Source organism: Corynebacterium sp. MSK310 (genome assembly GCF_030227355.1).
Taxonomy (GTDB): Bacteria; Actinomycetota; Actinomycetes; order Mycobacteriales; family Mycobacteriaceae; genus Corynebacterium; species Corynebacterium rhinophilum.
This window is the reverse complement of record NZ_JASPFZ010000001.1, coordinates 23,636-49,859: the sequence shown is the minus strand read 5'-3', so window position 1 is coordinate 49,859 and position 26,224 is coordinate 23,636. Positions and strand designations below refer to the sequence as shown.

Annotated in this window: 22 protein-coding genes; 3 read left to right on the top strand and 19 right to left on the bottom strand. The window is 59.7% G+C overall.

What is annotated here, in order from left to right:
• Positions 1 to 47: 47 nt before the first annotated feature.
• Positions 48 to 692, top strand: a complete 645-nt coding sequence (locus QP891_RS00230) for a GntR family transcriptional regulator (protein ID WP_284769527.1) — start codon at positions 48 to 50, stop codon at positions 690 to 692.
• Positions 689 to 1,921 carry an MFS transporter gene (locus QP891_RS00225; protein WP_284782240.1) on the top strand — a complete coding sequence of 411 codons (1,233 nt, stop codon included), beginning with the start codon at positions 689 to 691 and terminating at the stop codon, positions 1,919 to 1,921. The genes QP891_RS00230 and QP891_RS00225 overlap by 4 nt, the downstream gene beginning before the upstream one ends.
• A 139-nt stretch (positions 1,922 to 2,060) precedes the next feature.
• Here QP891_RS00225 and QP891_RS00220 read toward each other — a convergent pair whose 3' ends face one another.
• From QP891_RS00220 to ileS, 3 genes are all read right to left on the bottom strand, one after another.
• Positions 2,061 to 3,422 (bottom strand): hypothetical protein, encoded by a 1,362-nt coding sequence (locus QP891_RS00220; RefSeq protein WP_284816789.1) that lies wholly within the window; start codon positions 3,420 to 3,422, stop codon positions 2,061 to 2,063.
• A 513-nt stretch (positions 3,423 to 3,935) separates the two neighbouring features.
• Positions 3,936 to 4,841, bottom strand: coding sequence for a hypothetical protein (locus QP891_RS00215; RefSeq protein ID WP_284783525.1), 906 nt, complete (start codon positions 4,839 to 4,841; stop codon positions 3,936 to 3,938).
• Between the two features lie 444 nt (positions 4,842 to 5,285).
• Positions 5,286 to 8,450 carry an isoleucine--tRNA ligase gene (gene ileS / locus QP891_RS00210; protein ID WP_284816786.1) on the bottom strand — a complete coding sequence of 1,055 codons (3,165 nt, stop codon included), beginning with the start codon at positions 8,448 to 8,450 and terminating at the stop codon, positions 5,286 to 5,288.
• A 285-nt stretch (positions 8,451 to 8,735) separates the two neighbouring features.
• Here ileS and QP891_RS00205 point away from each other — a divergent pair, with 285 nt between their 5' ends.
• The gene (locus QP891_RS00205; protein WP_284784519.1) at positions 8,736 to 9,734 is read left to right on the top strand and encodes an HNH endonuclease signature motif containing protein; all 999 of its coding nucleotides are present in this window, start codon (positions 8,736 to 8,738) and stop codon (positions 9,732 to 9,734) included.
• Here the strand turns inward: QP891_RS00205 and QP891_RS00200 are convergent.
• The 16 genes from QP891_RS00200 to QP891_RS00125 form a co-directional block, all read right to left on the bottom strand.
• Positions 9,731 to 9,883, bottom strand: coding sequence for a hypothetical protein (locus QP891_RS00200; protein WP_284784521.1), 153 nt, complete (start codon positions 9,881 to 9,883; stop codon positions 9,731 to 9,733). The two genes, QP891_RS00205 and QP891_RS00200, sit on opposite strands and share 4 nt — an antisense overlap.
• 164 nt (positions 9,884 to 10,047) lie before the next feature.
• Entirely contained in the window at positions 10,048 to 10,254 is a 207-nt protein-coding gene (locus QP891_RS00195; RefSeq protein WP_284784523.1) for a zinc-binding dehydrogenase, read from the bottom strand.
• Positions 10,255 to 10,389: 135 nt separating this feature from the next.
• A complete protein-coding gene (locus QP891_RS00190; RefSeq protein WP_284784525.1) occupies positions 10,390 to 11,586 on the bottom strand; it encodes a DivIVA domain-containing protein in 1,197 nt (398 codons plus the stop codon).
• 208 nt (positions 11,587 to 11,794) lie between these two features.
• The gene (locus QP891_RS00185) at positions 11,795 to 12,085 is read right to left on the bottom strand and encodes a YggT family protein (RefSeq protein ID WP_005278444.1); all 291 of its coding nucleotides are present in this window, start codon (positions 12,083 to 12,085) and stop codon (positions 11,795 to 11,797) included.
• 93 nt (positions 12,086 to 12,178) lie between these two features.
• Positions 12,179 to 12,652 (bottom strand): cell division protein SepF, encoded by a 474-nt coding sequence (locus QP891_RS00180; RefSeq protein ID WP_239269925.1) that lies wholly within the window; start codon positions 12,650 to 12,652, stop codon positions 12,179 to 12,181.
• A 103-nt stretch (positions 12,653 to 12,755) separates the two neighbouring features.
• The gene (locus QP891_RS00175) at positions 12,756 to 13,454 is read right to left on the bottom strand and encodes a YggS family pyridoxal phosphate-dependent enzyme (RefSeq protein WP_284784527.1); all 699 of its coding nucleotides are present in this window, start codon (positions 13,452 to 13,454) and stop codon (positions 12,756 to 12,758) included.
• Complete coding sequence (gene pgeF / locus QP891_RS00170; protein WP_284784528.1) at positions 13,447 to 14,184, bottom strand: peptidoglycan editing factor PgeF; 738 nt, start codon at positions 14,182 to 14,184, stop codon at positions 13,447 to 13,449. The genes QP891_RS00175 and pgeF overlap by 8 nt, the downstream gene beginning before the upstream one ends.
• Positions 14,185 to 14,208: 24 nt before the next feature.
• Positions 14,209 to 15,573: a cell division protein FtsZ gene (gene ftsZ / locus QP891_RS00165; protein WP_284784530.1), complete on the bottom strand. Its 1,365-nt coding sequence runs from the start codon at positions 15,571 to 15,573 to the stop codon at positions 14,209 to 14,211.
• A gap of 309 nt (positions 15,574 to 15,882) precedes the next feature.
• The gene (locus QP891_RS00160; RefSeq protein WP_350338423.1) at positions 15,883 to 16,554 is read right to left on the bottom strand and encodes a cell division protein FtsQ/DivIB; all 672 of its coding nucleotides are present in this window, start codon (positions 16,552 to 16,554) and stop codon (positions 15,883 to 15,885) included.
• Positions 16,554 to 18,017, bottom strand: coding sequence for a UDP-N-acetylmuramate--L-alanine ligase (murC, locus tag QP891_RS00155; protein ID WP_284816784.1), 1,464 nt, complete (start codon positions 18,015 to 18,017; stop codon positions 16,554 to 16,556). The genes QP891_RS00160 and murC overlap by 1 nt, the downstream gene beginning before the upstream one ends.
• Positions 18,018 to 19,127 carry an undecaprenyldiphospho-muramoylpentapeptide beta-N-acetylglucosaminyltransferase gene (gene murG, locus QP891_RS00150; RefSeq protein ID WP_284816782.1) on the bottom strand — a complete coding sequence of 370 codons (1,110 nt, stop codon included), beginning with the start codon at positions 19,125 to 19,127 and terminating at the stop codon, positions 18,018 to 18,020.
• 20 nt (positions 19,128 to 19,147) lie between these two features.
• The gene (locus QP891_RS00145; RefSeq protein ID WP_284783544.1) at positions 19,148 to 20,551 is read right to left on the bottom strand and encodes an FtsW/RodA/SpoVE family cell cycle protein; all 1,404 of its coding nucleotides are present in this window, start codon (positions 20,549 to 20,551) and stop codon (positions 19,148 to 19,150) included.
• Positions 20,552 to 20,576: 25 nt separating this feature from the next.
• Positions 20,577 to 21,974 (bottom strand): UDP-N-acetylmuramoyl-L-alanine--D-glutamate ligase, encoded by a 1,398-nt coding sequence (murD, locus tag QP891_RS00140; protein WP_284783546.1) that lies wholly within the window; start codon positions 21,972 to 21,974, stop codon positions 20,577 to 20,579.
• A gap of 39 nt (positions 21,975 to 22,013) precedes the next feature.
• A complete protein-coding gene (mraY, locus tag QP891_RS00135) occupies positions 22,014 to 23,126 on the bottom strand; it encodes a phospho-N-acetylmuramoyl-pentapeptide-transferase (protein ID WP_023023075.1) in 1,113 nt (370 codons plus the stop codon).
• Positions 23,127 to 23,156: 30 nt separating this feature from the next.
• Positions 23,157 to 24,686, bottom strand: coding sequence for a UDP-N-acetylmuramoyl-tripeptide--D-alanyl-D-alanine ligase (locus QP891_RS00130; protein ID WP_284769512.1), 1,530 nt, complete (start codon positions 24,684 to 24,686; stop codon positions 23,157 to 23,159).
• A gap of 2 nt (positions 24,687 to 24,688) precedes the next feature.
• Entirely contained in the window at positions 24,689 to 26,224 is a 1,536-nt protein-coding gene (locus QP891_RS00125) for a UDP-N-acetylmuramoyl-L-alanyl-D-glutamate--2,6-diaminopimelate ligase (protein WP_284769511.1), read from the bottom strand.

Sequence of the window (26,224 nt, the reverse complement as noted above, 5' to 3'; positions counted from 1 at the left end):
TTGGGAATAGGTTGACGCTTAAACTATCTTGTATGCAAGATGTATGCATGAGCGATACAAGCATGCAGCCTGCCGCGGAGCGGGTTTATGAATTAGTCAAAGAAAGGATCATCGACGGCACCATCGATTCCTCGCAGATGCTGTCAGAGGCCGCACTCGCAGCCGAGGTAGGAGTCAGCCGCACCCCAGCCCACGAGGCTTTCCTGCGCCTGGAGCTCGAGGGCTTTTTGCAGCTTTATCCCAAGCGCGGCGCGTTGGTCGTGCCGATTAGCCCCCAAGAAATCCGGGAGGTCTACGAGGCCCGCCTGCTTGTCGATGCCCACAGTGCCGAGAAGATCTGCCAGCTGGGCGAGGAAGAACGCGGGGGCATCGCCAAGCGCCTGCACGAAAACATCGCGGCCCAAGACGCCGCACTGGATGCCGAGGACCTCCGCGAATACACGCGCCTAGATGCCCAATTCCACCAAATCATCATGGACAGCGCCGGCAATAGCCTGCTGGCCAACGTGGGCCACCAGCTGCGCGAGCGCCAGCAGCGCTTTACCGCCACCGCCATCGGGCGCAATGTGGCACGGGCCCGCGCGTTCGTCGACCAGCACCGCACGCTTGCCGATGCCCTCCTCACCGCCAACCTGCCGGACTACCTCTCCGCACTCCGCTCGCACCTGAAGAATTCGAAGGATCAACTATGAGTCAAGACACCGCCAATCGCGACTGGTTACCCGTCGCAGGCAGCATGGTGGCCGTTGCCTGGGGCGGCAATGAATTTACTCCCCTGCTCGTGATGTACCGCGAGCAATCCCACTTTTCACAGGTCACCGTCAATGGTCTTTTGGCGGCCTACGTCATCGGCATCGTGCCCGCGCTCCTCATCTCTGGGCCGCTCTCGGACTACATTGGCCGGCGCCCCACGATGCTGCCCGCGGCACCGCTCTCCCTGGCCGGGTCATTCCTGCTGTCCATCGCTCCCGAAGAGCCCCTCATCATTGCCGCCGGCCGCGTACTGTGCGGCCTCGCCCTGGGCATCGTCATGGCGGTCGGATCCACCTGGATTTCCGAGCTCATCACCCGCTCCGGCGGTGACCCCGCCGCAGGACCGCGCCGGGCATCAATGTGCCTTACCGTCGGATTCCTCATTGGCGCCGCCTTGGCCTCGGTACTAGCCCAATGGGGCCCGTGGCCCACCCACCTGGCCTATGTCCTGCACATCCTGCTCACCGTCATCACCGCGGTCTGGCTATTGAAAACCCCCGAAACCCGTCCACCCCGCGGCGAGACGGTCAAAGACACATTCTTGGATTTAAGCATCCGCGATATGCTGCACATGCTGCACATTCCATCCGCTGCGCACCGCCGCTTTTCCCGCATCGTCCTTCCCGTCGCGCCCTGGGTATTTGGCTGCGCGGGTGCGGCCTATGCCCTCTTGCCGCAGCTGCTTTCCGATTCCGCCGGCGATGCCCCCATCGCCTTTTCCGGCCTCATGACCGTCATTACGCTGGGCTGCGGTGTTGGCATCCAAATGTTTGGCAAGGTCATTGACACCCACCGCTCCGCCCGCGCCTCCGCGGTTGCCATGGCCGTCATTACCGTCGGTACCATTTTCGGCGCCATCGCCGCACGCACGCTTTCCCTCCCGCTCGGCATCACCAGCGCCGCCGTCATGGGCGCCGGCTACGGCCTAGCACTTGTCGCCGGCCTTTCCGAGGTCCAGCGCATCGCCGGAAAAGATGACCTCGCCGGCCTTACCGCCGTGTTCTATTCCGTGTCCTATACCGGCTTCTTTATCCCCATGGCCTTTAGCGCGCTCGCGCCCTACATAGGCTTCACTGCACTATTCCTCATCGGCTCCCTGCTGGCCATGTGCTGCCTCATCAATGTGATTCACGGCTGGCGTGCCCACCTACCCGGCCCGGTGCGCTAAGCCAAGACCCGCAACATTCGGCCAGAAAACGCAAAAACCGGAGCACCTCCTCATGGAGGGCTCCGGTTTAGTCACTGCCAGTAGCCGAGTCTGAGCATCAAGCTCGCACTAATCCGCTCATCCGCTAATTCAAACAAGATTAGAACTTGAACAGTGAAAAGAAGTTACGCAGTGGTTGCAACAGGCGAGCGAGGCCCGAGTTCTTGTTGAAGAACTTGGCAACACCTTCAACCAAAGCAGCCAAACCAGGAATTCCTTCAAAGACCTTGCCGAACTTTGAGCTACCCTCTCCAGCACCAGGGGTACCTTCAGCGCCCGGAACCGATGGCTGTGCCGGCTTTGTGGAACCGCTGCCTCCCTCCTTGCCCTTGCCATTACCGTTACCAGGGGCCTGCTCGGGTTGCGACTCGCTGCCCTTATCAGCAGCCTTCACGATGAGCTCTACGCTATTGCTTTCACCGGTTTTCGGATCCGTGACGTGAGGAACTGGGGAAACAGTTACCTTGTCACCTGCCATTAGCTTGACGTCCGCAGGTACATCGATTTCGAACGAGACAAACTCACCTTCAGGAACTTGGCCCTTCTGTGCAGACTTTTTCTCTAGCTTGACGACAGTTGTCTGAATCTTTCCGCTGGGGAAAGAAGCCTCAATTTCCACCTCTTGGCCTGGGTACAAACGAACCTTACCGGTAACCTTTTTGTCTCCTGCCTTGATGTCATTTACTTCCGCGGTAACAGCAAACGGGAATTCGCCTTCAGAGTCCCCAGAATCTGGACGCTCTTCCTCAGCCACATCCGCAGACTTAACAACTACTGGTATGGATTTGCTCTTACGATCGTCTGGAGCCAAGGAATCATAGAGCAAACTAAAGAGTAGTGTTTCACCTGCCTTTAAGTTAATCTCTTCAGGAACATCGAATTTAAAGGTCACAGCTTTACCGTTAGAGGCTCCACCCTCCTCAACAGAGTTTTCCTCAAGCTTTACGTCCGTAGTTAAAGACCTGAAGCTTGGGAAATTAATTTGAACTCTCTTCTGTTGACCTGGGAGCAAAAACACCGAGCCAGTGATTTCCCTGTCCCCTGCCTTCACATCATTCACCATTAGAGGAGCCTCAGACTGCTGTCCGCCTTCAGCAGGCCCTTTGCCATCATCGTCGGAAGCGCCATTGATCCGCGCTTCCCTGACAACCTCAGAATGTGACAAACGCTTCAACTCTTCTTCAGAATAAAGAGGAGTGTTGTCCTTCCCCAGGAGCTCCTTAGCTGTCTGTGTCATTTCGCCAACACTTAGCTCAGTGATCTGCCCCACACTCAACTTGCAGTTACGCTGCAGATGCTCCGCAACGTTGGCATTGATGCGAGCATCAAAATCGACGCCGGCTCGGAAGTTCTGTGCGCAGTTAAGATGCTCACCAGCAGCCCAAGCAACTGGGGTAACAGCGGTAGCCATGAGAGATGCAGAGATAGCTGCAGAAGCGAGAACACGCTTATTGAGTTTCATACGAACCTTCCAAGGGGTACTTCGAACTACGGGTCCTGTATGCCTCGATGCGCTTTCAAAGAAGATAAAGCATGGGGGCGAACACCGCAGAAAGTGGGATAACACGATCTTTATCGTGCTATTTACGTTTTTAAACGCAGGATTAGTAAACCATATTGGTTTTTCATCCAAAAGTGGCCAATTGGAAAAGTGTGCGAGATCACTTCACGGCCTCACCTTTAGTGCAACAAAACGATCGCAGGAGATGGACACTACTCAACAGAGACCGACACCTTTTACTTCGGCTCCTACGACACATGCAGGATCAAACTCAGCTTGGGTCGCATAATCGCTGCAAAACATAAGGCCGTTCAGGTAGCACGAGATTTAAATTAAACAATCAAAACCCGCTTTCCTGACCCTATTCGTCAAATAGAAACCGGAGCACCCTGCAAAGAGGTGCTCCGGTTTATTTAATGCCTGAAGCATTAGTCAGGGCATCGAGCATCCGTATATCCGCTAATCCAGACGGGATTAGAACTTGATATTAAACTGCGACAAAAGGTCACGGAGTGGCTGCAAGAGACGACCGAGACTTGAGTTCTGGTTGAAAATTTTAGCAACCCCTGCCACCACAGCAGCCAAACTAGCAAAGCCACCAATTCCGCCAAAGATATTGCCAAAATTAGAGCTGCCCCCTCCAGAGCCAGGGACACCATCGCCCGGAGACTTACCACTTTCTGCAGGCTTAACAATAACTTTAACGGGCACGTCCTTGTTAGTGGCCTCTTCTGCGGCAGCAAGGAACCGAGTAACCATTATTTCATCCCCGGCGTTTAGTTGAATTTCTTCAGGAACACCGAATTTAAAGGTGACAACTTTACCTTCAGCGGTTTTACCCCTTTCACCAGGCTTTTCGTCAAATTTTAGCACTTTAGTCGAAACGATCCGGCTTGGAAAATGTGCCTGAATTGTCTTCTGCTGACCTGGGAGCAAATACACCGAGCCAGTAACTTCCCTGTCCCCTGCTTTGACTTCGTTCACCGAAAGAGGAGGCCCGGACTGCTGCTCGCCATCAGCGGGCCCCTTGCCGGTATCACCGGAAGAAACGTCGATATCCTTCGCTAAAGCGACGACGTAAGAAGGCGACAGACGGTTCAACTCTTCTTCGGAATAAAGAGGAGCACCGTCCTTCTTAAACTCCCTAGCAACCTGTTTCATATCTTCAACATTCAGCCGAATGATCTGGTCCACACTCAAATGACAGTTACGTCGCAGATGTTCCGCTACGTTGGCATTAATACCAGCATCAACGCCGGCCCGAAAGTTCTGTACGCAGTTAAGATGTTCACCAGCAGCCCAGGCGACTGGAGTAACAGCGGTAGCCATGAAAGATGCAGAGATAGCTGCAGAAGCGAGAACACGCTTATTGAGTTTCATACGAGCCCTCCAAGGGGTACAACAAGCTACGGGTCCTATACACACCACGATTTACTTTCAAAGAATGCAAAGCATGGGAGGCGGACACCGCAGAAAGCGGGATAACACGACCTCTATCGTGTTATTTACGTTTTTAAACGCAGGATTAGTAAACCATATTGATTTTTCACTCAAAAGTGGCAAACCGAAAAAGTGTGCGAGATCACTTAATGAACACGGCTTTCATGCATGCTGTCAAGGTTGGCAATGGCGTCCTCGCTAAACTAAGACCACGATTACTTCAGCTTCTCCAGCCCCCTAAAAACAAAGTGCACAGCCCCATCTCTTGTTTTATTTTCATTCTTGCGCATATTGGACGCACTGATTGATAAGCGCAAAGCGGCCCGGCCGGACGCTGTAGATAGCATCAGGCAGGGCCGCTTAACGTTTAAGCTTTGTGCGCTCTTAGTTCTTGGCTACGGTGGCGGTGACTCCGGTGAGGATATCGTGGGCACCCGCAAGCGGCTCGGTGACCACGGAGAACTCCGTAGCCAGCACTTCGCCTGCGATGGTGTCAGCATGACGCTGCGCCCACTCCTTCTTATCTTCGGCAACGCAAAGGACCACGGAGATGCGGTCAGATACGTCGAAGGCGGAGTTCTTGCGGGCATCCTGCAGGCCGCGGATGACATCGGCGGCCCAGCCTTCTGCCTCGAGCTCTTCGGTGACCTCGGTATCCAGGACGACGAGGCCATCCAAGCCCTCGATGCGGGCCGTGGAGTCTGGGTTCGCAGCCTGCAAACGCTCGGTGTATTCCTCAGGGCTCAAGACGATGTCACCGTCTACCACGACCTCATCGCCGCGGCGCTCGTAGTTGCCCGCCTTGAGATTCTTGATGGCGCGCTGGACATCCTTACCCAAGCGTGGGCCGGCAACCTTGGCGTTGCAGACCACCTGGAAGGTGCCGACGGAATCGACATCATCAGTAAGCTCAACCTCTTTGACGTTGACCTCGTCGCGGATAATATCGGCGAAGTCCGACAGGCTCTGCGAGCCGGCGAAGGCCACGGTGAGCTTTGGCAGTGGCAGGCGGTTGCGCAGCTTATTGGCCTTACGCACCGAGGACGCAGCCGATGCCACCGCGCGAGTGGCGTCCATGGCAGACACCAGGTCCGCATCCGCGGGGTAGTCCTCGGCCTTCGGGAAGTCCGCCAAGTGCACAGAGCGCTCACCGGTCAGGCCGCGGTAGATGACCTCGGCGACGTGCGGCAACAGCGGGGCAACCACGCGCGTAGTGGTCTCCAAAACGGTGTAGAGGGTGTTGAAGGCCTCTGGGTTGGCGTCCTCGCCGCCCCAGAAGCGGTCGCGGGAGCGGCGGACGTACCAGTTGGTCAGCACATCGGCGAAAAGGCGAACCTCTTCGGTGGCGGTAGCGATATCGGTCCCCGCCAGCGCAGCATCGACATTGGCCACAAGATCGTGGGTCTTAGCCAGGATGTAGCGGTCAAGCATGTGCGTGGAGCTCGTATCGAACTTAGCTTCCTGCTCGGCGTAGAGCTGCAAGAAGGTGTACGCATTCCAGATGGGAAGCAGCGCCTGGCGCACGCCCTCGCGGATGCCCTGCTCGGTGACGATGAGATTGCCGCCGCGCAGGATGGGCGAGGACATCAGGAACCAGCGCATGGCATCGGAACCGTCTCGGTCAAAGACCTCGTTGACGTCCGGGTAGTTACCCTTGGACTTGGACATCTTAAGCCCGTCATTGCCCAAGACGATGCCGTGGGCCACGACCTTCTTGAACGCCGGGCGATCAAAGAGCGCGGTGGACAGCACGTGCAGCAGGTAGAACCAGCCGCGGGTTTGCCCGGAGTACTCCACGATGAAGTCCGCCGGCGAGTGGGTTTCAAACCACTCCTTGTTTTCAAACGGGTAGTGCTTTTGCGCAAACGGCATGGAGCCAGACTCGAACCAGCAGTCCAGCACGTCCGGCACGCGGCGCATGGTGGACTTACCGGTGGGATCGTCCGGGTTGGGGCGGGTCAGCTCATCGATGTGCGGGCGGTGCAGCGACTCCGGGCGCTTGCCGAAGTCCCTCTCCAGCTCATCCAAAGAGCCGTAGACGTCCATGCGCGGGTACTCGTCATTATCGGACATCCACACCGGGATGGGCGCACCCCAGTAGCGGGTACGCGAGATATTCCAGTCGCGGGCGCCTTCCAGCCACTTGCCAAATTGGCCATCGCGGATGTGCTCCGGCAACCATTCGATCTCGTTGTGGTTGAGCTCCACCATGCGGTCGCGGAATTCGGTGACCTTTACAAACCATGCGGGCAGCGCCATGTAGATAAGCGGCTCGCCCGAGCGCCAAGAGTGTGGGTAGGAGTGCTCAATGGTCACGTGGCGCACCACTCGACCAGCGGCTTTCAGGTCCTTGATGATGGACTTATTCGCATCGAAGACCAGCTGGCCCTCGTACGGCGGAACCTGGGAGGTGAACTTGCCGTCCTCATCCACTGGGACCACCAACTCGATATCGTACTCGTTGGTGGTATTCATATCGTCTTCACCAAAGGCGGGCGACTGGTGGACAACACCCGTACCGTCTTCGGTGGTGACGTAGTCTGCCAACAGCACCTGGTAGGCATTGCGCAGGTCTGGGAAGAAGCCGAAGATTGGCTCGTACTTAAAGCCCTCGAGCTGTGCGCCGGTAAAGGTACCCAGTACCTCGGCCTCACCCAGTTCCTTTTCCAGGGTGCCCAGCAGGTTTTCGGCCATGATGAACGTGCGGCCGGCGAATTCGCCGTCGGTGGCCTTAAATAGTGCGTAAGTGACCTCCGGGTGGACCGCCAGCGCCTCGTTGGACGGCAGGGTCCAGGGGGTGGTGGTCCAGGCGAGGAAGGAGGCATCGGCAAGCGCGGGGTTTTCCGCCAGCGTCTTTTCCGCCGCGGTGCCCTCGCGAGCACCTGCGACTGGGAAGGTCACCGTCAAAGTGGGATCCTGGCGCATCTTGTAGGAATCATCCAAGCGCGTTTCCTGGTTGGACAAAGAAGTATGCTCCGCCCAGGAGTAAGGCAGCACGCGGAAGCCCTTGTAGATCAGGCCCTTGTCATACAGCTCCTTGAAGGCCCACATGACCGATTCCATGAAGTTGATATCCATGGTCTTGTAGCCATTGTCAAAGTCCACCCAGCGAGCCTGGCGGTTGACGTAATCTTCCCACTCATCGGTGTATTCCAGCACCGACTTAGCGCAGTACTCGTTGAACTTATCCAGACCCATGTCCTCGATCTGGGCTTTATCAGTGATCCCGAGCTGCTTTTCCGCCTCCAGCTCCGCGGGCAGGCCGTGGGTATCCCAGCCAAAGACGCGGGGGACGTAATTTCCGGCCATCGTGCGGTAACGCGGCACGATGTCCTTCACGTAACCGGTCAGCAGGTGGCCGTAGTGCGGCAGGCCATTGGCAAAGGGAGGGCCGTCATAAAAGATGTATTCGGGGCAGTCCTTGGTCTTTTCCAAAGAAGCCTGGAACGTATCGTCCTGCTTCCAGTACTTCTGGACTTCTTCTTCCATATCCGGGAAGCGGCTCGAGCCGCCGGTCATATCGACCTTGGGGTAAATCTTTTTCACCATTATCTTCCTTCACGCTGTAACTTGATGCAGGGACGGGCCAGTGGCTCGCGGTACCACCCTGCTTGAGCTAAAAGCTCCGCTTCGTTTCGGTGAAGGAGATAACGGTCCCACCCGTTCAGTTCTACTGAGCCTTCTGGCTGTTCTTCTGAATTGCTCCCCCGGTGATGGCCGGATCATCGCATGTGCCCGCCAGTATAGCGTCACAGGAACGCTGTACACAAAAGTTATCCACAGGTAGAAATTTTCCTGTTGTACGTGGTTGCACGCGGCCATAGATTATGAAGCATGACCGCGCTCGAGAATTACTTAGCAGCTATGGCCCCGGGAATGGATATCGTCACCGGGTGCGCTGGTCTGTCTGAGGACGATCTGCGGGCGCACGGTGCCCCGGAACACACGGCGCGGGAGCTTATCCTGCTCAAAGAGGCTTATTGCGGGAATACTAAATTCACCGGTCGGCGCCGGCGCGCCATGGAAGGTGCCCGCCGCAACAGTCATTCCATTGTGGCGTTGTCCATCATAGAAAAGTACGCCCGCAAGATGCCCACGCTTTTCGATGCCTGGCTTCTCCGCGAGCAGCTCTGCACCACCAATGCCAGCACGGCGGACCTAGAAAAGCTGGCAAAATCCAAGCTACCTGCGAAAAAGAAGACGGTTAAGCCTGGGGTGCGCATCATTCGCCGCAAGAACGCGCCGTGGACCCTGGCCATCGATGCGCGCTCCTCGCTCATTGCAGACCTTCATGCCGCGCTAAAAGAGAGCGGAAAAGAGCCGCTGGAGGCGGTGGAACAGACCTTTTTCGGCGGCGAATCCGCCGTAAAGACCACGGTGATGACCAATGTCTTGGTCAACCTGGATGACTACGTGCGCATCATCAATGGCGATGGCGAAGAAATCCAGCTGCAGATGACCAACGGGGCAACTCTTACTGGCGCCGAGTACCTAGAGCGCGCCCTCAAGGAACGCGGGCTCATTACCCTCATTAGCCCCTTTGAGGGAGCGGTCAATCTGTACCGCACGGAGCGCTTTGCCAATGCGAAACAACGCCTTATGGCCGCCGCAGAGAATCCCATCTGCCCGTGGCCGCGGTGCAATAGGCCCGCGGACGAATGCCAGATTCATCATTTGGAACCGTGGTTGCACGGTGGATTGACCAACATAGGTAACTTATCCACAGCCTGCGCCTACCACAACGGGGTCAACGACGATGATCCCAATGCCCCGCCACTGCGCGGACACCTGGTCCGCAGGAATGGGACCATCCGGTGGGAACCTCCGGATTAGGCAGGAGCATCTGAAAGCTCGTGGCGCATTCCCGGCTGGGGATCCGCCTGGGAGTCCGCCTGAGGATCCGTTTGAGGATTCGTTTGGGAATTCGACGCCGGATCGGAGGAAACCGTCATCCAATAAACCGCAGAAGTTGTGGGTGACACGATTGCTACTGAGGCTCGGGTCCCAGCCAGTTGAGGCGCCGGCGTGCGCCTACTTTGGCATGCCGTAATTGCGTGGAGATTCTTTCTGGCCGCTCACTTTGATCGAATTAACCAAGCCGCACCGAAAGTGAGCGGACCAAGACAGATGTGAGCGGTGAAGAGCCTTAGTTCTGCTTCCATCCATGGGACAAGTCTTCTTCAAGGGCATTATTATCCGTTCGGTACTTGCACGCCCAGTCGATGATAAACAAAATGATGCCGGAACCCGCTGCGATGAAGACGAGGTACAACGCCCAATCGGCGGTATTTAAGACATACGTCACCAAAGCCACGAAGGCCACGAGGGCGAGGACGAGGGCGGCAACGAGCATGGCAGTTCCTCTCAGGGGTTAAAAAGAAGCGATGGGAACAATCATAGCGGGGATAAAACCACAATAGCGCCCACTCCCCTAGAGGTGTGGGCGCTACGGGTAACTAATTTAGTTTAGTTACTACCAACCAGCTTCTTAGTTCTTGCCGGCATCGCCGTTTGGTGCGGCGGTTCCGCGGGTCTCGAGCTCTTCCAGCTGGGACTCGAGGAGGGTCTTCAAGCGGGTGCGGTACTCGCGCTCAAAGGTGCGCAGCTCGGAAATGCGTGCCTCCAAAGCGGTCTGCTGCTGCTTGACCGTGTTCATCACTTCGGTGTGCTTCTTCTCGGCATCGGCCTGCAGCGATGCGGCCTTCTCCTCTGCCTGGCGAATCTGGGCCTCGGCACGGGAGGAAGCGTCGGACTCGGTCTGCTGAGCCTTGGACTCTGCCTCAGAAACCAGCTTCTTGGAGCGGGTTTCTGCATCCTGTACCTGAGCGTCGTATTTCTTCTGCGCCTCGGCAAGTTGTGCCTTGGAACGAGAGTCGGCATCGGAAAGCTGCTTTTCTGCGGCCGTGCGAGCCTCAGACAGCATGGATTCAGACTCGGCGCGAGCCTCAGAGGTCAGGCGATCCGCCATCTCCTGGGCCAAGCCCAGCACGCGGGCTGCCTGCATGTGCGTATCCGGGGTAGCCAGGCCGTCGGCGCCCTGTGCTGCACCAGCACCGGCAGCGGCCGCTGCGGCGCTGGAGGCAGCCGAGTTCGAGGAGCCAGCGGCAGACGCGGACTTCTTCAGGCTCTCGTTCTCGCGCTGGGAAGATTCCAGCTCCTTCTTAGCCTGCTTAGCCTCTGCGCGAGCCTCCTCGGCTTCCTTCTTAGCCTTCGCAGCTTCGTCGCGAGCCGCCTTGAGCTCGGCGGTATTAGCGGCAGCGGTGGCACCAGCTGCTGGGGCATCGGCACCGCTTTCCTTTGCCTTTGCGGCCTCAGCCTGGGCGGCCTTGACCTGCTCCTGGGCCTTCTTGGTTTCTTCCTTAGCGCGAGAAACCTCGGACTTGGAATCTGCCAACTTGGTTTCATACTCAGCACGCAGCTTAGCCTCAATCTCCTTGCGCAGAGCTGCTTCATCTGCACCAGAGTTTGCGGCAGCTGCGGCACCAGCCCCTGCTCCGCCGGCCTTGGCCCCGGAGCTAAGATCGCTCACCTGCGCCTGCAGGTCTTCATTTTCATCCTGCAATTGGGCAAGGGCATCCTCAACGAGGTCGAGGAACTGATCTACCTCATCCTCGTTGTAGCCACGCTTGCCAATCGGCGGCTTGCTGAACGCGACGTTGTGTACATCAGCTGGTGACAGTGGCATGACTTGTCTTCCCCTTCGAGTTGATACAACCCCGGAGGTTCCAGGGCCTTAGGAGCTGCGGTTCCAGTTTATTTAAACCTTCCCCACAAAGTTATATGTAGTTCATGATACGGGTTATCGCATTTTATTGTAACCGAAAGTCCACAATAATGGACGTAACGCTGACTCTCAATGTCTACCACAGGTTATGGGGTGATGCGGGGTTGTCCTACAAGAAAATAACCTGCAGGAAAAGCGTCAGGAACGACAGGATGAAAAACAGCACTAGGACGGAAACATCCAGCGCGATTCCGCCCATCTGCAGCGGAGGAATAACCCGACGCAGCGCTTTGACCGGTGGATCCGTGATGGCGAAGAGGGGTTCAGCGATGATCATGAACCAGCGCGGGGGGTTGAATTGCCGCGAGAAGGATTGGATCATCTCGATAATAATTCGGGCAATCAGTACCCATGTATAAACCCTCACCAAAAAGATGAGAATAATTCCAATTTCAGTCACGATTACTCAGCCTATCGAATAGTCCCCCGCACGTGCGCATTGCGCTCCGTACGGGGGTTATTGGGTGTGCGTCGTTGTGCTTGGGCCGCGCTCCTAGCGCAGGCCGGCGGCGCGCTCCAATTCAGGTTTGGCGATATCGGCGGACTTCGGCACGACGGCGAATACCTTGCGCTGGGTATCCATACCCTTCGACAGGTTGAGCATGCGGCCTTCTAGGCCGAAGCAAAGACCCGCTGCGAAGTCGATGAAGCGCTTAGCGGTACCGCGCTCGGCATCGGTAAGTTCAAAAACCACTGCATCGCCATCGCGGAAGGGCTCACCCACCTTGGCGGCATCGTTGAACGAGGTCAGGGAGATTGCCACGATAGTCGGGACGAACTTTTCCTCGACAGGCGCCGGCGCTGGGGTTGGCTCATAAGCCTGCGGGGCGCGGCGCGGGGCGTATGCCGCAGAAGTAGCTGCTCCGTTGCCCGCGTAACGCGGCTCGTCGTTGTAGTAGGCGTCGTCTTCTTCGAAATCCATCGGACCAAGCCCGAAGAAATTCTTCGTCCTATCAATGAATGACATTTTTGGGTCTCCCTCTGACCTAAATTTGTTCAAGTTCAAGCGCGCAAATGTGAATGATGTGACTCATGTGATTTACGCTGTGAAATGCGCTTTTGCGATATTTTTAACCTACTGGGCGCTTTCCCATGATGCTGGTTCCGACACGCACAATATCGGTGCCCGCAGCAATCGCCGCATCCATATCCGCGCTCATCCCGGCCGATAGTTTGAGCTGCCGGCCAAGGCGTTCGGAGAGGCGATCCACATCTGCGCGCACTGTAGTAAACACCTCCCGCGCATCGGCATCAAGGGGAGGAACCACCATGAGCCCTGCGAATTCTAGGTGCTCCGCCGCCTCAACGGCCTCAATCACCTCATCCAATTCCTCGCGGATTACTCCCCCGCGGGAGGTATCGCCATCGGCGGAGACCTGAATAAATACCGGAAGGTTAGTATCTCGCTCGCCGCGCTCGTGCGCGAGGCCCACACCACGGTCCAGCACATTGGCCAGTTTCACCGAATCTACCGAATGCACGCTAGTGGCCCACCGCGCGACGTGGTTGGCCTTCTTGGTTTGAATCTGGCCAATCATGTGAAAGCGCAGCTGGTCTAGTTTCTGCGCCTTTGCCCGGGCTTCTTGCTCGCGGTTTTCCGCTACATCCTCTACCCCAAGCTCCGCTAGAAGGGCGATATCCTCTGCGGGGTGAAACTTGGTCACGACCAATAACTGCGGTGCTGGGCGGTCATGCTCGGCGGCAATGGCTCTAATGTGTTCTTTTGTTGCGGCGAGATTATCTGCCAATTCTTGTTTCCGGTTACTCATGATTAGCCTCCAACCAAATCACACCGGCCTGGCGGCCAGTGGTTCCTTCGCGGCGATAAGAAAAGAAATCCGTGTCCTCAATGGTGCAGCGCGGATCAGAATCGATATTGGTAATGCCCAAGCCCATCAATTGACGGATCAGCCCCGCGCGCACGTCGATGCCGCACGTCCCTTTCGCGGTCTTACATTTCGAGCCGGGAAGGCGCCGTTCGACATCGTTGGCCATGTCTTCCGGCACCTCGTAGTTTTTCCCGGATGCGGCGGGTCCCATGACCACCTGGATTCGCTCCGGCTGAGCGCCAAGTTTCTGCATCTCGCGCACGGTATTGACCACGATGCCGTTGCGGGCACCGAGCCGGCCGGCGTGGACGGCGGCGATGACGCCGGCGGGGACATCGACAAGCAGCACGGGCGTGCAATCCGCGACGAGGACGCCAAGGCCAAGCCGGCGTTGCGTGGTCACAATCGCATCCGTTGCTGGCACTGGGGACTCTTGCGGGCCATCGATGACGGTGACCGTATTTGTATGGAGCTGTTCCATCCACACAATGTTTTCGAGCCCGGTAACGCGCAAAAGGCGCTCGCGGTTAGCCACCACGTTGGTGGGATCGTCGCCGACGTGGCCGCCAAGATTAAAAGACTCATATGGATATGCAGACGCCCCGCCTGCACGGGTAGTAAAAACCATGCGGACGGGGCGGCTGGTGCGATGTTCCTCGTTTACTGGCATGCACACCAGCGTAGCGGTTTGCGCTTAGCGCATGAACGACGGCACATCGAGATCGTCGTCGCCATCATCATCGCGGCGCTGACTTGGCCGGGACAGGCGGTAGTCTTCGCGACGCTCCTCGCGGAAACGATCGGAGTTGGTAAACAGGCCGGTGGATTCGCTGCGGCGCTCCTCGGGTCGGCGTTCTTCCACGCGGCGTTCTTCCACGCGGCGGTCGTCGTAGCGACGATCGTCTACGCGGCGCTCATCAGCGCGGCGATCCTCCACGCTACCCTGGCCGGCGCGTGGCTCATAGGAGTGGCGCGGTGCGTAGTCATCGGCCGCGGGCTGAGCAGGCGCCGGGGTGGCCGAGTTGCCGGACTCGCGGTCGCGGTTATCAAAGAGCGAACCGGGCTTGCGCTGCTCGGGAGCGCGCTGTGAAGATGCTGCCTGAGCGGCATTAGCCTCGGCATCGAAACCGGTGGCGATGATGGTGATACGGATTTCATCGCCCAAGGTGTCATCAATGATGGTGCCGAAGATGAGGTTAACGTCTTCATCCGCGCGCTCTTCGACCATGGAGGCCGCGGAGTTGACCTCGTGCAGGCCCAGGTCGGAGCCGCCGGCGATGGACAGCAGCACGCCCTTGGCGCCTTCCATCGTGGATTCCAATAGCGGCGAGTTGATGGCCTGCTCGGCGGCGGTCATGGCGCGGTTATCGCCCCGTGCGGAGCCGATGCCCATCAGCGCGGAGCCGGCATCAGACATGACGGAGCGAACGTCAGCAAAGTCGACGTTGATCATGCCCGGGATGGTGATCAGGTTGGTAATACCCTGGACACCATTGTGGAGGACCTCATCGGCCGCGCGGAAGGCTTCCACGATGGAAAGCTCTTCCCCACCGAGCTGCATCAGGCGGTCATTAGGGATGACAATGAGGGTATCGCAGACCTCGCGCAGCTCCTCGATGCCGGCCATAGCCTGGCGGGTACGGCGCGCGCCCTCGAACTTGAAGGGGCGGGTGACAACGCCCACGGTCAGCGCGCCCATCTTCTTCGCAATGGAAGCCACAACGGGAGCGGCGCCCGTACCGGTGCCGCCACCCTCGCCGGCGGTAACGAATACCATATCGGAGCCCTGCAGGGCGTCCTCGATTTCGGACTTGTGGTCTTCCGCAGAGGTCTTGCCCACCTCAGGGTTGGCGCCTGCGCCCAATCCGCGGGTGGCTTCGCGGCCGATGTCGAGCTTGGTATCGGCATCGGAGAAAATCAGCGCCTGGGAGTCAGTGTTGATGGCGACGAATTGGACGCCCTTCAGGCCTTCTTCGATCATGCGGTTCACGGCGTTGACGCCGCCGCCGCCGACGCCGACGACCTTGATATCCGCGAGATTGTTGTTGGAAGAGATCATGTGAGCAGGTCTCACCTTTCGCTACTTTAAGTCTGCACGTGCATTAAACGAGGATTGTATGCGCTTCACCAGAGTGAATCGCGTTCCCCTCCATCTTTAACGACACACCTGTAATTTTCATGCTCATTTTACGCGTGTCGAGACTCTCAAGTACCACTTTAGGGTTGTTGGCCTGCGGTTTTGTCCGCCACTTCCGCACCATTGACACCACCCGAGAGAGAAAATAAAAGACCCTGCAGCGCATACGCTGGGGCGCGGCGCGGCAGGGAATTTTTCGGGTCTATCTCAACCTCCACCGAGGTATCTACCCTATCCGCGGGTAGTGACCAGTTCAGGGTTAGAGATATTCCATTCTTGGCCCTCCATCTTCAGCACGGTGGCGAAGGCGCGAGCCTTATCATCGTTATTTTTATCGCTGGCACCCCAGAAAATGCGGCGATCATCCTTGGTAGTGAACTGCAAGGAATAGGAATCGGTGACTTCGAGGGTGGCGACTTGGTGGCGCACGTCATCAGACAGCGCGGCAATGGCAGCCACCGCGTCTTGGGCCTCGGAGGAGCCACTGTCGATGTCCCCGGCAAGTTCCACCGCACCTTCGGGAGGCTCTGCGGAGGTAAACTCCTCCCCCTTGTCATCGATGAGGAAAGTAGTGTCGTCTCGCTTCACGAAGGCGACGGGCTTGTGTTCCTGCACGGAGATAGTCAAGGTCGATGGCAGGTCACGCGAGACCGTCACCGAATCCGCCCAGTCCAAGCCGGCGACTCCACTGGCGGCCGCGTGCGCGTCCACCCGCAAGAGATTTTCGCCCTCGGGCACGCCTGCGGCCTCCTGCACCTGGGCGGCATCGAGTTGGTGCACGCCTTCTACCTCAAAATTTTTCACCTTAAAGATGGGCAGCGCCCACACCACGATGCCCACCAGCAGCACGAGGGCAAGCAGGCCACCGACGATGCCGAAAATGAGCTTCTTCGACACCCGCACTAGTGGGCCCGCAATTCATCGAGGATTTCCGCGGCCACGAGGGTGATAGAACCGGCGCCAATGGTCAAGATGATATCGCCCGGCTGTGCGATGGAGACCACGTCCTTGGCCGCGGCGGAAAAGTCTGGCTCGAAGATAACCTCCATCTCTTCTGGCATCTTGTTGGTGATGATGCGCGAGGTAATGCCTTCCACGGGTTGCTCGCGGGCGCCGTAGATATCGAGTACAACGGCGGCATCGGCAAGCGCAAGCGCCTGCGCAAACTCGGCGTCGAATTCCATGGTGCGCGAGTACAGGTGCGGTTGGAAACAGGCGATGACGCGGCCCCCATTGCCTTCGGCCGCGACCTTAGCGCGCGCGGCCCGCAGCACCGCGGCAACCTCGGTGGGATGGTGGGCATAATCGTCGAAGACGCGGACGCTACCGCCCTGCCAGTCCACGCTGCCCCGGTACTCAAAGCGGCGGCGCACGCCGCTGAAATCCGCGAGTCCCTCCGCGATGGTGCTGGGCTCGCCGCCCGAAAGCACGCCGGCGATAAGCGCCGCCATGGAGTTGAGCACCATGTGGTGGCCTGGAATCTGCAGCTGGTAGCTCACGGATTCCTCCACGCCGGGCAGGGAAAGTTGCACCGTGCACGCCATGCCGGCTGCGGTGGTCTGCTCCGCAGTCAACGTTGCGGCAAGCGGCACAGAGGTAGTGCGCGCCTTCTCCGCGCCGCCATAGCCGATGACGTTAATGCCGCGGTTAAGCGCCTGCTCACCGATCTCGGCGGCATGCTCGTCCTCTGCGCACACGACGAGGTAACCGGTTTCCGGGGTGACCAAGTCCGCAAAGTCCGCAAAGACCTTGAAATAGGCGTCCGCGGAGTGGAAATAGTCAAGGTGGTCCGGCTCTGCGTTGGTAATGACGGCGATATCGGGGCTATAGCGCAAGAGCGAGGCATCGGACTCATCAGCTTCGGCAACAAAGGCCTTGCCGGTGCCACCGTGTGCATTGGTGCCGGCGCGATTGAGCTGACCGCCGATGGCAAAGGAGGGATCCAACCCCGCGTGCTGCATGGCGCTGACGGCCATCGAGGTTGTTGAGGTCTTGCCGTGCGTGCCCGCCAGCAGCACCTGGGTGTGGCCCTCCATCAGCGCGGCAAGCAGGTCCGAGCGACGAATGAGCGGAATATTATTCTCCCGCGCGGCGACGAGCTCTGGGTTATCCTGCGGAATCGCCGCGAAGGAGGTGACGACGGTGGTGGGCAGCTCGCCGGAAAGCTTGAGGTTTTCCGCAGCGTGGCCGATGGCTACCTTGGCGCCCATGGAACGCAATACCTCCACTGGGGTGGAGTCCTTCACATCGGAACCGGTCACGACGGCGCCGCGTGCGGCGAGGATGCGGGCCAGACCCGACATCCCAGAGCCGCCGATGCCAATGAGGTGGACGCGGCTGAGATCGTACTGTGCGGGATCGGTCATTTACTTATCCTTCTTTCCTGCCTGCAGTTCTGCGTCCTGCACGCGGGTAGCGATGCGATCAGCGATGATATGCGCCGCATCCCCCGCTGTGGACTGGTCTGCGGCCCGCGTCATGGATTCCAGGCGCTCTGGGTTATCAAGGATGGCGCGGACCTCTTCGATAAGGCGCTCGGGATCCAACTCGGCATCGGGAATCTGCACCGCAGCGCCGGCTTCTACCATTTCGCGCGAGTTCAACGCTTGCTCGCCGTTGCCGTGCGGCAGCGGGACGTAGATGGCGGGAAGGCCCGCGGCGGTAACCTCAGCCACCGTCATCGCGCCCGAGCGGCACACCACAAGGTCCGCTGTAGCCAGCGCGCCGGCCATATCATCGATATACGGCAGAGCGGCGTAGTTCGGGTGCGGCTTGGGCGGTTCGTTTTTCTTGCCATAGGCGTGCAGGAGCTGGAAGTCCTTAGTGAGGTCCTCCGCTGCGCCCGCCACAGCTCCGTTGATGCTGGCTGCGCCCTGGGAGCCCCCGGTAATGAGGATGGTGGGCAGCTGCGCCAAATCCCACTTCGTGCGGGCATCCGCGGCGGTATTCCCGTCCTTATCCGCGGCGGCCGCGGCCAGGCTCGGGCGCACCGGGATGCCGATGACTTCGCCCTCCATGCCGGAATTGGCGTGGGCGTTGAGCCCAATGCCGCCGAGCTTGACGCCCAGCTTATTGGCCATGCCCGCCAGGGCATTGGTCTCGAGGACGTAAAAGGGAATGCCTAAGGTCTTCGCCGCGATATAGGCGGGCCCAGAGACGTAACCGCCAGTACCGAATACGACATCGGCCTCCACATCCTTTAAGACCTTCCGCGCCTGGCGGACAGAGCGTGCGAGCTTGACGGGCAGCTTGGCCAGGTTGGTGCTCACCTTGCGGGGAATCGGCACGGGGGTAATCAGGCGCAGGTCCACGCCGCGGGCGGGAATAATATCGCTTTCCAGCCCCTTTTCGGTCCCTAATGCGGTAATCCGAGCGCCGTAGCGCTCGCGTAAAGCTTCACCGACGGCAAGTGCGGGCTCAATATGTCCTGCAGTGCCGCCACCTGCAAGGACGACGGAAAATGGCGTGGAATTCATAGCCTAAAGGCTACCAGCGCCTACCGCCTCGGGCGGTGCTCGGCGCGCGGATACCTCCGCCCACTTCCGGTCACCGGCCGGCCGTAGCGCTCGTCGCGCACCCGCGGACGGGTCTCCTGCGGCTGGGCGTGCCGGCCCCGCTTTTTCTGCTTCCTCGCCGTCGGCGGCTGCGGCTCACCGATGAAAAAGAGGCGATCAAACAGCGGGCGCCCAAAGTTTTGCATGGCAGAAATCTGCATCGGCTCGTGGCGCGCGACGTTGCACAAAATGCCCATCGAGCCAATCGTAATAATCGCGGCCGTACCACCCGCGGAAATCATCGGCAGCTGAATACCGGTCACCGGCAGCAAGCCAACGACGTAGGCAATATTGATAAACGCCTGGGTCACCACGCCGATGGTCAGCGTCGCGGCCAGCAGGGATTGGTACTGGTTCTGCGCGCGGGTGGCGGTGCGCAGCCCCACATAGCCCAAGGCGGCGAAGAGGAAGATCACCAGCGCGCCGCCCCACAGGCCGAGCTCTTCGCCCACGATGGCGAAGATGAAGTCGTTCTTGGCTTCAGGCAGGTAGAACCACTTGGCGCGGGATTGGCCGAGGCCGACGCCCCAGAAGCCGCCATCGGCAAGCGAAAGAAAGCCCTGGTAAGACTGAAAGCCCGTGCCCTGGGTATCGGAAATATTGCCAAAAAGTGCATCGAAATAGGTGTGGAAACGGTGGGAGCGGAAGCCGCCGATGAGGAAGACGGCGACCAAGCCCAGCGCACAGAGAATGCCGATGATGATGGGCACGCGCCGGTTAACACCAGCGAAAAAGAGCGTGAAAACCACCACGAGGGCAAAGGACAAGGCCATGCCCAAGTCACCCTGTCCCACAATGAGCAGGAACATCAAGCCCGCGATGAGCGAGTACATCATGAACGGGTCCGAGAGCTTGAGGGAATGGTGTTCCTTATCCGCCAAGACCGAGGCGCCGAACATTCCTACCGTGATGCGCGCCAGCTCGGAAGGCTGCAGGGAAATCGGGCCGATATAAATCCACGACTGGGAGCCGACCTCCTCGCGGCCCGTACCGACGCCCGGGATGAGCACCGCGATCAACAGCAAAATAGAAAGGGCCAAAAGCCACGGGATGAATTTGCGCAGCGTTTGCGGGGAAACCTTCAGGCCGAGCCAGAATGCGCCCAAACCAATGATGACCATGGCGGTTTGCCGCAGCGCCTGGTTCCACACGCCACCATCTTCTGTCAGCGACGTAGCCATGGACGAGGAAAAGACCATAACCACGCCAATGCCAATGAGCGAGAAGATAATTAGGCGCAGCAGCTGATAATCCAGCCCGGCTTGTTGGCGGGCTTGTTCGCGCACATCACTAATGCGCTCGCGCAGGCTCTTTGCCCGGGGGCGCTGCGGGGAGGTGGCCGTCATGAAGTCTCCTAATTTTTAAAAAGGTCTAATGCGCGCGGGCGATATCCCGCGCCGCTGCGGCGAAAAGGTCGCCGCGTTGGGCCATTCCGGTATACATATCCAACGATGCCGCAGCCGGTGCCAAGAGGACGGTATCGCCCGCCTCGGCGTGTTGCGCGGCGGCGCGCACTGCAGCGTTCATCGCCGCCTCCGGGTCGGTAGCCTCGATGAGCTCAACCGGGGTTTGCGGGGCGCGGCGGGCCAGTGCTTTAGCGATAATGCTCTTGTCGATGCCCACCAGCACCGCCGCCTTCAACCGCGCGGCGTGAGTAGCGATGAGCTCATCCACATCCGCGCCCTTAAGCTGCCCGCCGGCGACCCAGACAACAGAATCGAATCCCTCTAGGGCAGCATCGGCCGCATGCGGGTTGGTGGCCTTGGAATTATCGATAAAGGAAATCCCGCCGTACTCGTGTACCACGGCGCCGCGGTGACCAGCCACCGCGTAGGCGGCCAGGCCCTCCTGAATGGCGGCGGGGCTGGCACCCGCCAACCGCGCCACGCTCGCGGCAGCCGCCGCGTCGAAGACACCTGCAAGGCCCGCCGGCTCGATTCCCTCGGCGGAGGCGAGATCTATGGCGTCCTCGCCGTCCAGCCTGGAGACCAGGCGCCCGGCGCTCACCCCTACCTCACCGGCAACCGGTTCGCCGGCTGTAAAGCCGTACACGCCGTCGATTCCTTCGGCGTAGCTGCCCGCCGCGGCATCGTCCTTGCCCACCACGGCGCGAGTGCCGCGCAAGGCCTTGGCCTTGGCGCGGGCATAGGCATCGAAGGACCCGTGCCAATCCAAGTGGTCTTCGGCCACGTTGAGCAGCACGCCGACATCGGGGCGCAGCTCGCTGGACCAGTGCAATTGGAAGGACGAAAGCTCGGCGCACAGCACGTCTACCCGCGGGGTGGCGGTCAGGGCATCAAAAAGCGAGACCCCAATATTGCCCACGGCTTGGGCACGCAACCCGCTGCGGGCGGTATCGGCCTGCATAATCTGGGTCAGCATTCCCGTGGTAGTGGTCTTGCCATTCGTGCCGGTAACAACGAGCCAGGTTCGCTTCGGGCCGAAGATCTCAGCGCGATCGAGACGGTAGGCCAGCTCGACATCGCCGATGACCTCCACGCCTGCGGCCTGGAAGGAGTCTAAGAGGGCGGAATCGGGCCGCCATCCCGGCGAGGTCACCACCAGGTCATACTCGCCCGGTGCCGGGGCGTCGGTTGATACCGTCGCCACGCCGAACTCTTCCGCCAAGGCTGCTAGGGCCGCTGCGTTGGAATCGGCAACGGTGGTATCTACGCCTAGGCGCGCGAGCATCGCCACGCACCCACGGCCAGAGACGCCGGCTCCTGCGACGAGGACGCGCCCGCGCAGAAAAGGTGGTAGCTCAGCCATGATGAGTGCCTCAATCCTTAAGTATCTAGTGTCAAAACTTTATTGCAGGTTTCCAAAGCTGACTGCAGAGAGCCAATCGCCGTAGAAGATGCAGATGCCCGCCATTGCGGCCATTGCGCTTAAAAGCCAGAAGCGCGTGACAACCGCGGTTTCGGCCCAGCCGCCGTTTTCAAAGTGGTGGTGGATGGGCGCCATGCGGAAAAAGCGCTTGCCCGTCGTGCGGAAGACCACGATCTGGATGACTACGGAGACCGTCTCGATGACGAAGATGGCGCCGATGACGATCATCAGCAGCTCGGTGCGGGTAGTCACAGACAGGCCGGCGACGAGGCCACCGAGCGCGAGCGAACCGGTATCTCCCATGAAGATTTTCGCAGGTGCGGCATTCCACCACAGGAAGCCGAGGCAGCCGCCCAGGCCCGCGGCCGCGAGAACCGCAAGATCCAAGGGATCGCGGACCTCGTAGCAGCCGGCGGCCGGGGAAATCGAGCACGAGTTGCGGAACTGCCAGAAGCTAATGAGCGTATAGGCACCCATCACCATCGCCGTGGTACCGGCGGCGAGGCCGTCGAGGCCATCGGTCAGGTTGACCGCATTCGACCACGCGGCGATGAGCAGGTACAAAAAGACCAAGAAGATGATCGTGCCAATAACGGCGCCGCCGACGGCAATATCGAAGGTGTCGAAGTCGCGGACGAAGGACAGGTTGGTCGAGGCCGGGGTCAGCCCATTGGCATCCGGGAATTGTAGGGCGAGGATGCCGAAGATGAGCGCGATGGCCAGCTGTCCTACCAGCTTCGCTGTTTTATTAAGGCCGAGGTTGCGCTTTTTAAACAGCTTGATGAAGTCATCAGCAAAACCCAGTCCGCCGAGTCCCATGGTCAAGAAGTAGACCAATAACCCCGAGGGGCTAAATCCACCGTTGCCTGTCGCGCGGGCATAAATTCCCACGATGAGGTAGGCCACGGTGATGGCCAGCAGGATCGCCAGTCCGCCCATCGTCGGGGTGCCCCGCTTGCGCAGGTGGAGCTGCGGGCCGTCTTCGCGGATTTCTTGGCCTTTTCCGACGCCAGAAAAATACCGAACCAAAACTGGGGTGGTAAAAATCGCGACGAGGAAACTAACGACGCCCGCGATAATGATCTGAGTCATTGCTAGAGATCTTTCTCCTTGAGATAGGGACTATCGGCGATTGAGCTGTTCTGCCACGCGCCACAGGCGCTGGGCATTCGAGGATTTCACGAGGACGACGTCCTTGGCCGTGCGCGCGAACCAATCCTCCACCCCAGCAGGGGCTACCCGCAAGATATTGTCCACGGCCGCCGTCGCGGCCTCAATATCGGGGCAAAGTTCAGTCTGGATGCCGTGCGCGTGCGCGGCCTCCGCCATGGCTACGGTATGGGCTCCTTCTCCTACCGCGACGAGGTGATCCACATGGTACTTCGAGAGCACCGATCCTAAGATGCGGTGGGCTTCGACGGCCTCGCCGCCGAGCTCGCCCATCTCACCGAGCACCGCGATGGAACGGGCATCGGGACGGGCCGCGGAGGTATAGGCCAAGGCGGCAATCGCCGCGTGCATCGAATCCGGGTTGGCATTATAGGAGTCATCGATGACGGTGACGCCATCGCGGCGGGTGCGCACGTCCATACGGTGCGCCGAACTCGTCTGGTGTCCGCTGAGCGCACGCGCGACAACCGTGGGTTCCACGCCCGATTCGATGGCCGCTGCGGCCGCAGCCAGGGCGTTGGAGACCTGGTGCTTTCCAAAGACCTGCAGCTTAATCTCCATCGGCGCGACGCCAGGGGCGTGGAAGGTAAAGGACGGGCGGGCGACATCGTCAAGCTCAATGTCTGTGGCATAGTACTGCGCATCCGCGGCTTGCGGTCGATTGGCGGAATAAAATACCACCTTGGCCTGCGTGCGCGGTGCCATAGAAGCCACGAAGGGATCGTCCGCATTCAGCACCGCTACCCCGCCGTCTGCCGCGGCGGGCAGGGCCTCAATGAGCTCGCCCTTGGCCTGGGCGATATTTTCGCGCGAGCCAAACTCCCCCAGGTGGGCGGTGCCCACGTTGAGCACCACGCCCACCGTAGGGGCCGTGATCTCGGTCAAGTGGCGAATATGGCCAATCCCGCGCGCGGACATCTCCGCCACGAGGAAACGCGTATGCTCATCGCAGCGCAGGGCGGTATAAGGAAGGCCCACCTCGTTATTGAAAGAGCCGGGCGGGGCGACGGTTTCGCCCTCGGCGCGGAAGATGGTGGCCAGCAAATCCTTAGTAGAGGTCTTGCCCGCGGAGCCGGTAACACCGACGATATCCAGGCCCTGCTCTGCGGCGAGGCGGGAGGTCACCTCGCGTGCGAGATCGGATAATGCCCCAATCACAGCGGCGGCGGAGCCATCCTCATCATTGGCATAAATATCCGCATTCGCGGAATCACCGGTCACGCGGCCTTGGGGCTTGACGATGACCGCCGGTACCCCCACCGGCCGAGCGGCCAGCACGGCCACGGCGCCTTGTTCTATGGCTTTCTCAGCAAAATCATGGCCATCGACGCGGGCACCCGGCAGGGCTACGAACAAGCTGCCGCTGGTGACTTTGCGCGAGTCAAACTCCACGAAACCGGTCACGCGTTCATCGGGATCATCAACGCTATCCAGGCTACCGCCGGTTATCGCGGCGATATCTCCAATAGAAAGTGGAATCATTACTACTCCTTCGTATCCCTAAGAGTATCGCGATGCGCCGTTCCCGCCAGCTTTTCCTCAATGGCGCGCGCCATTTCCTCTCGGTCATCAAAGTGCAGGGTGCGCTCGCCCACAAGCTGGCCTACCTCGTGGCCCTTGCCGACGACGATGATGGCATCGCCCGGCTGCGCCCAATCCACGACTTCATCAATGGCGCGTGCGCGCGAGCCCTGCTCTCGGATATCGGCGTCCGGCGCAGCTTCCCGGGCGCCCTGGATAACCGCCGCGCGGATTGCGGCGGGGTCTTCGGTGCGCGGGTTATCATCGGTGACCACCGTGAGATCCGCCCGGGTGGCCGCAGCCTCTCCCATAATCGGGCGCTTGGTGCTATCGCGGTCACCGCCGGCGCCGACGACGACACCCACTCGCCCGGAGGTGCCCTCCAATTGCAGGCGCAGGGTATCGAGCACTGCAGCAATGGCTGCGGGCTTGTGGGCATAATCCACTACGGCCACGAAGTCCTGACCGCGGTCGATCCTTTCCATGCGGCCCGGAACGGCGACGTTTTCCACGCCGGTCAAAAAGACCTGCGGGTCTTCGCCCACCGCAGTAGCCATCCCTAGGGCGAGCGCGGCGTTGGCGATATTGAATTCGCCGGGCAGCGGTAGCCGGAAGGAATAGTCGGTGCCATCTAGGTTGAGGTCAACCTCCTGTGCACCGGTAGCCTCGGTGGCCGTCTGCTGGGCGGAGATCGTGGCATCGCCTGCGCGCGTAGCCACCGTCGTAACCGGGGTATCCGCGTCTTCTACCATTCCGTGCAGACGCTCACCCCACTCATCATCAACGCAGATGACCGCGCGCTCGGCGGCCTGCTCACCTAGGAATAGCCGGGACTTGGCCGAAAAGTACTCCTCCATCGTGGGATGGAAATCCAGGTGGTCCTGGCTGAGGTTGCTGAACCCAGCCACGGCAAAGTTGGTGCCGCGCACGCGGCCGAGCTCCAAAGCGTGGGAGGACACCTCCATGACTACGTGGGTAACACCCTCGTCCTTCATGCGGGCGAAAAGCTCTTGCAGCCGTGGGGCTTCCGGCGTGGTCAAGGAGGTGGGCACCGGCGTGCGATTGATGCGGGTGCCGGTCGTGCCGATAAGGCCTACGGAGTGGCCAGCCTGCAAGAGACCAGCCTCCAACAAGTAACTAGTCGTCGTCTTGCCGGACGTGCCGGTAATCCCCAAGACCGTAAGATCGCGAGTGGGGTGCCCATAGATTTCTGCGGCGATGGGGCCTAAGACGGAGCGGATATCGCCTACCACGATGATCGGCCGAGTCTCGTTGGCCTGGCGGAGGTGGTCGAGCCCGGGGGCATCGGTAAGCACCGCGCCCGCCTTGGTATCCCCGACGAACTGCGCGCCGTGCACGCGCGTGCCCGGAAGGGCGGCAAATAATGCGCCTTCGGGAAGGCTGGTGGAATCCAATCCGCACGCGCTGACCTCAACGGTGCCATCACCGATGACGCGTCCGTGCGAAAGCTGCGCAAGTTTTTCTAAGGAAACAGACAT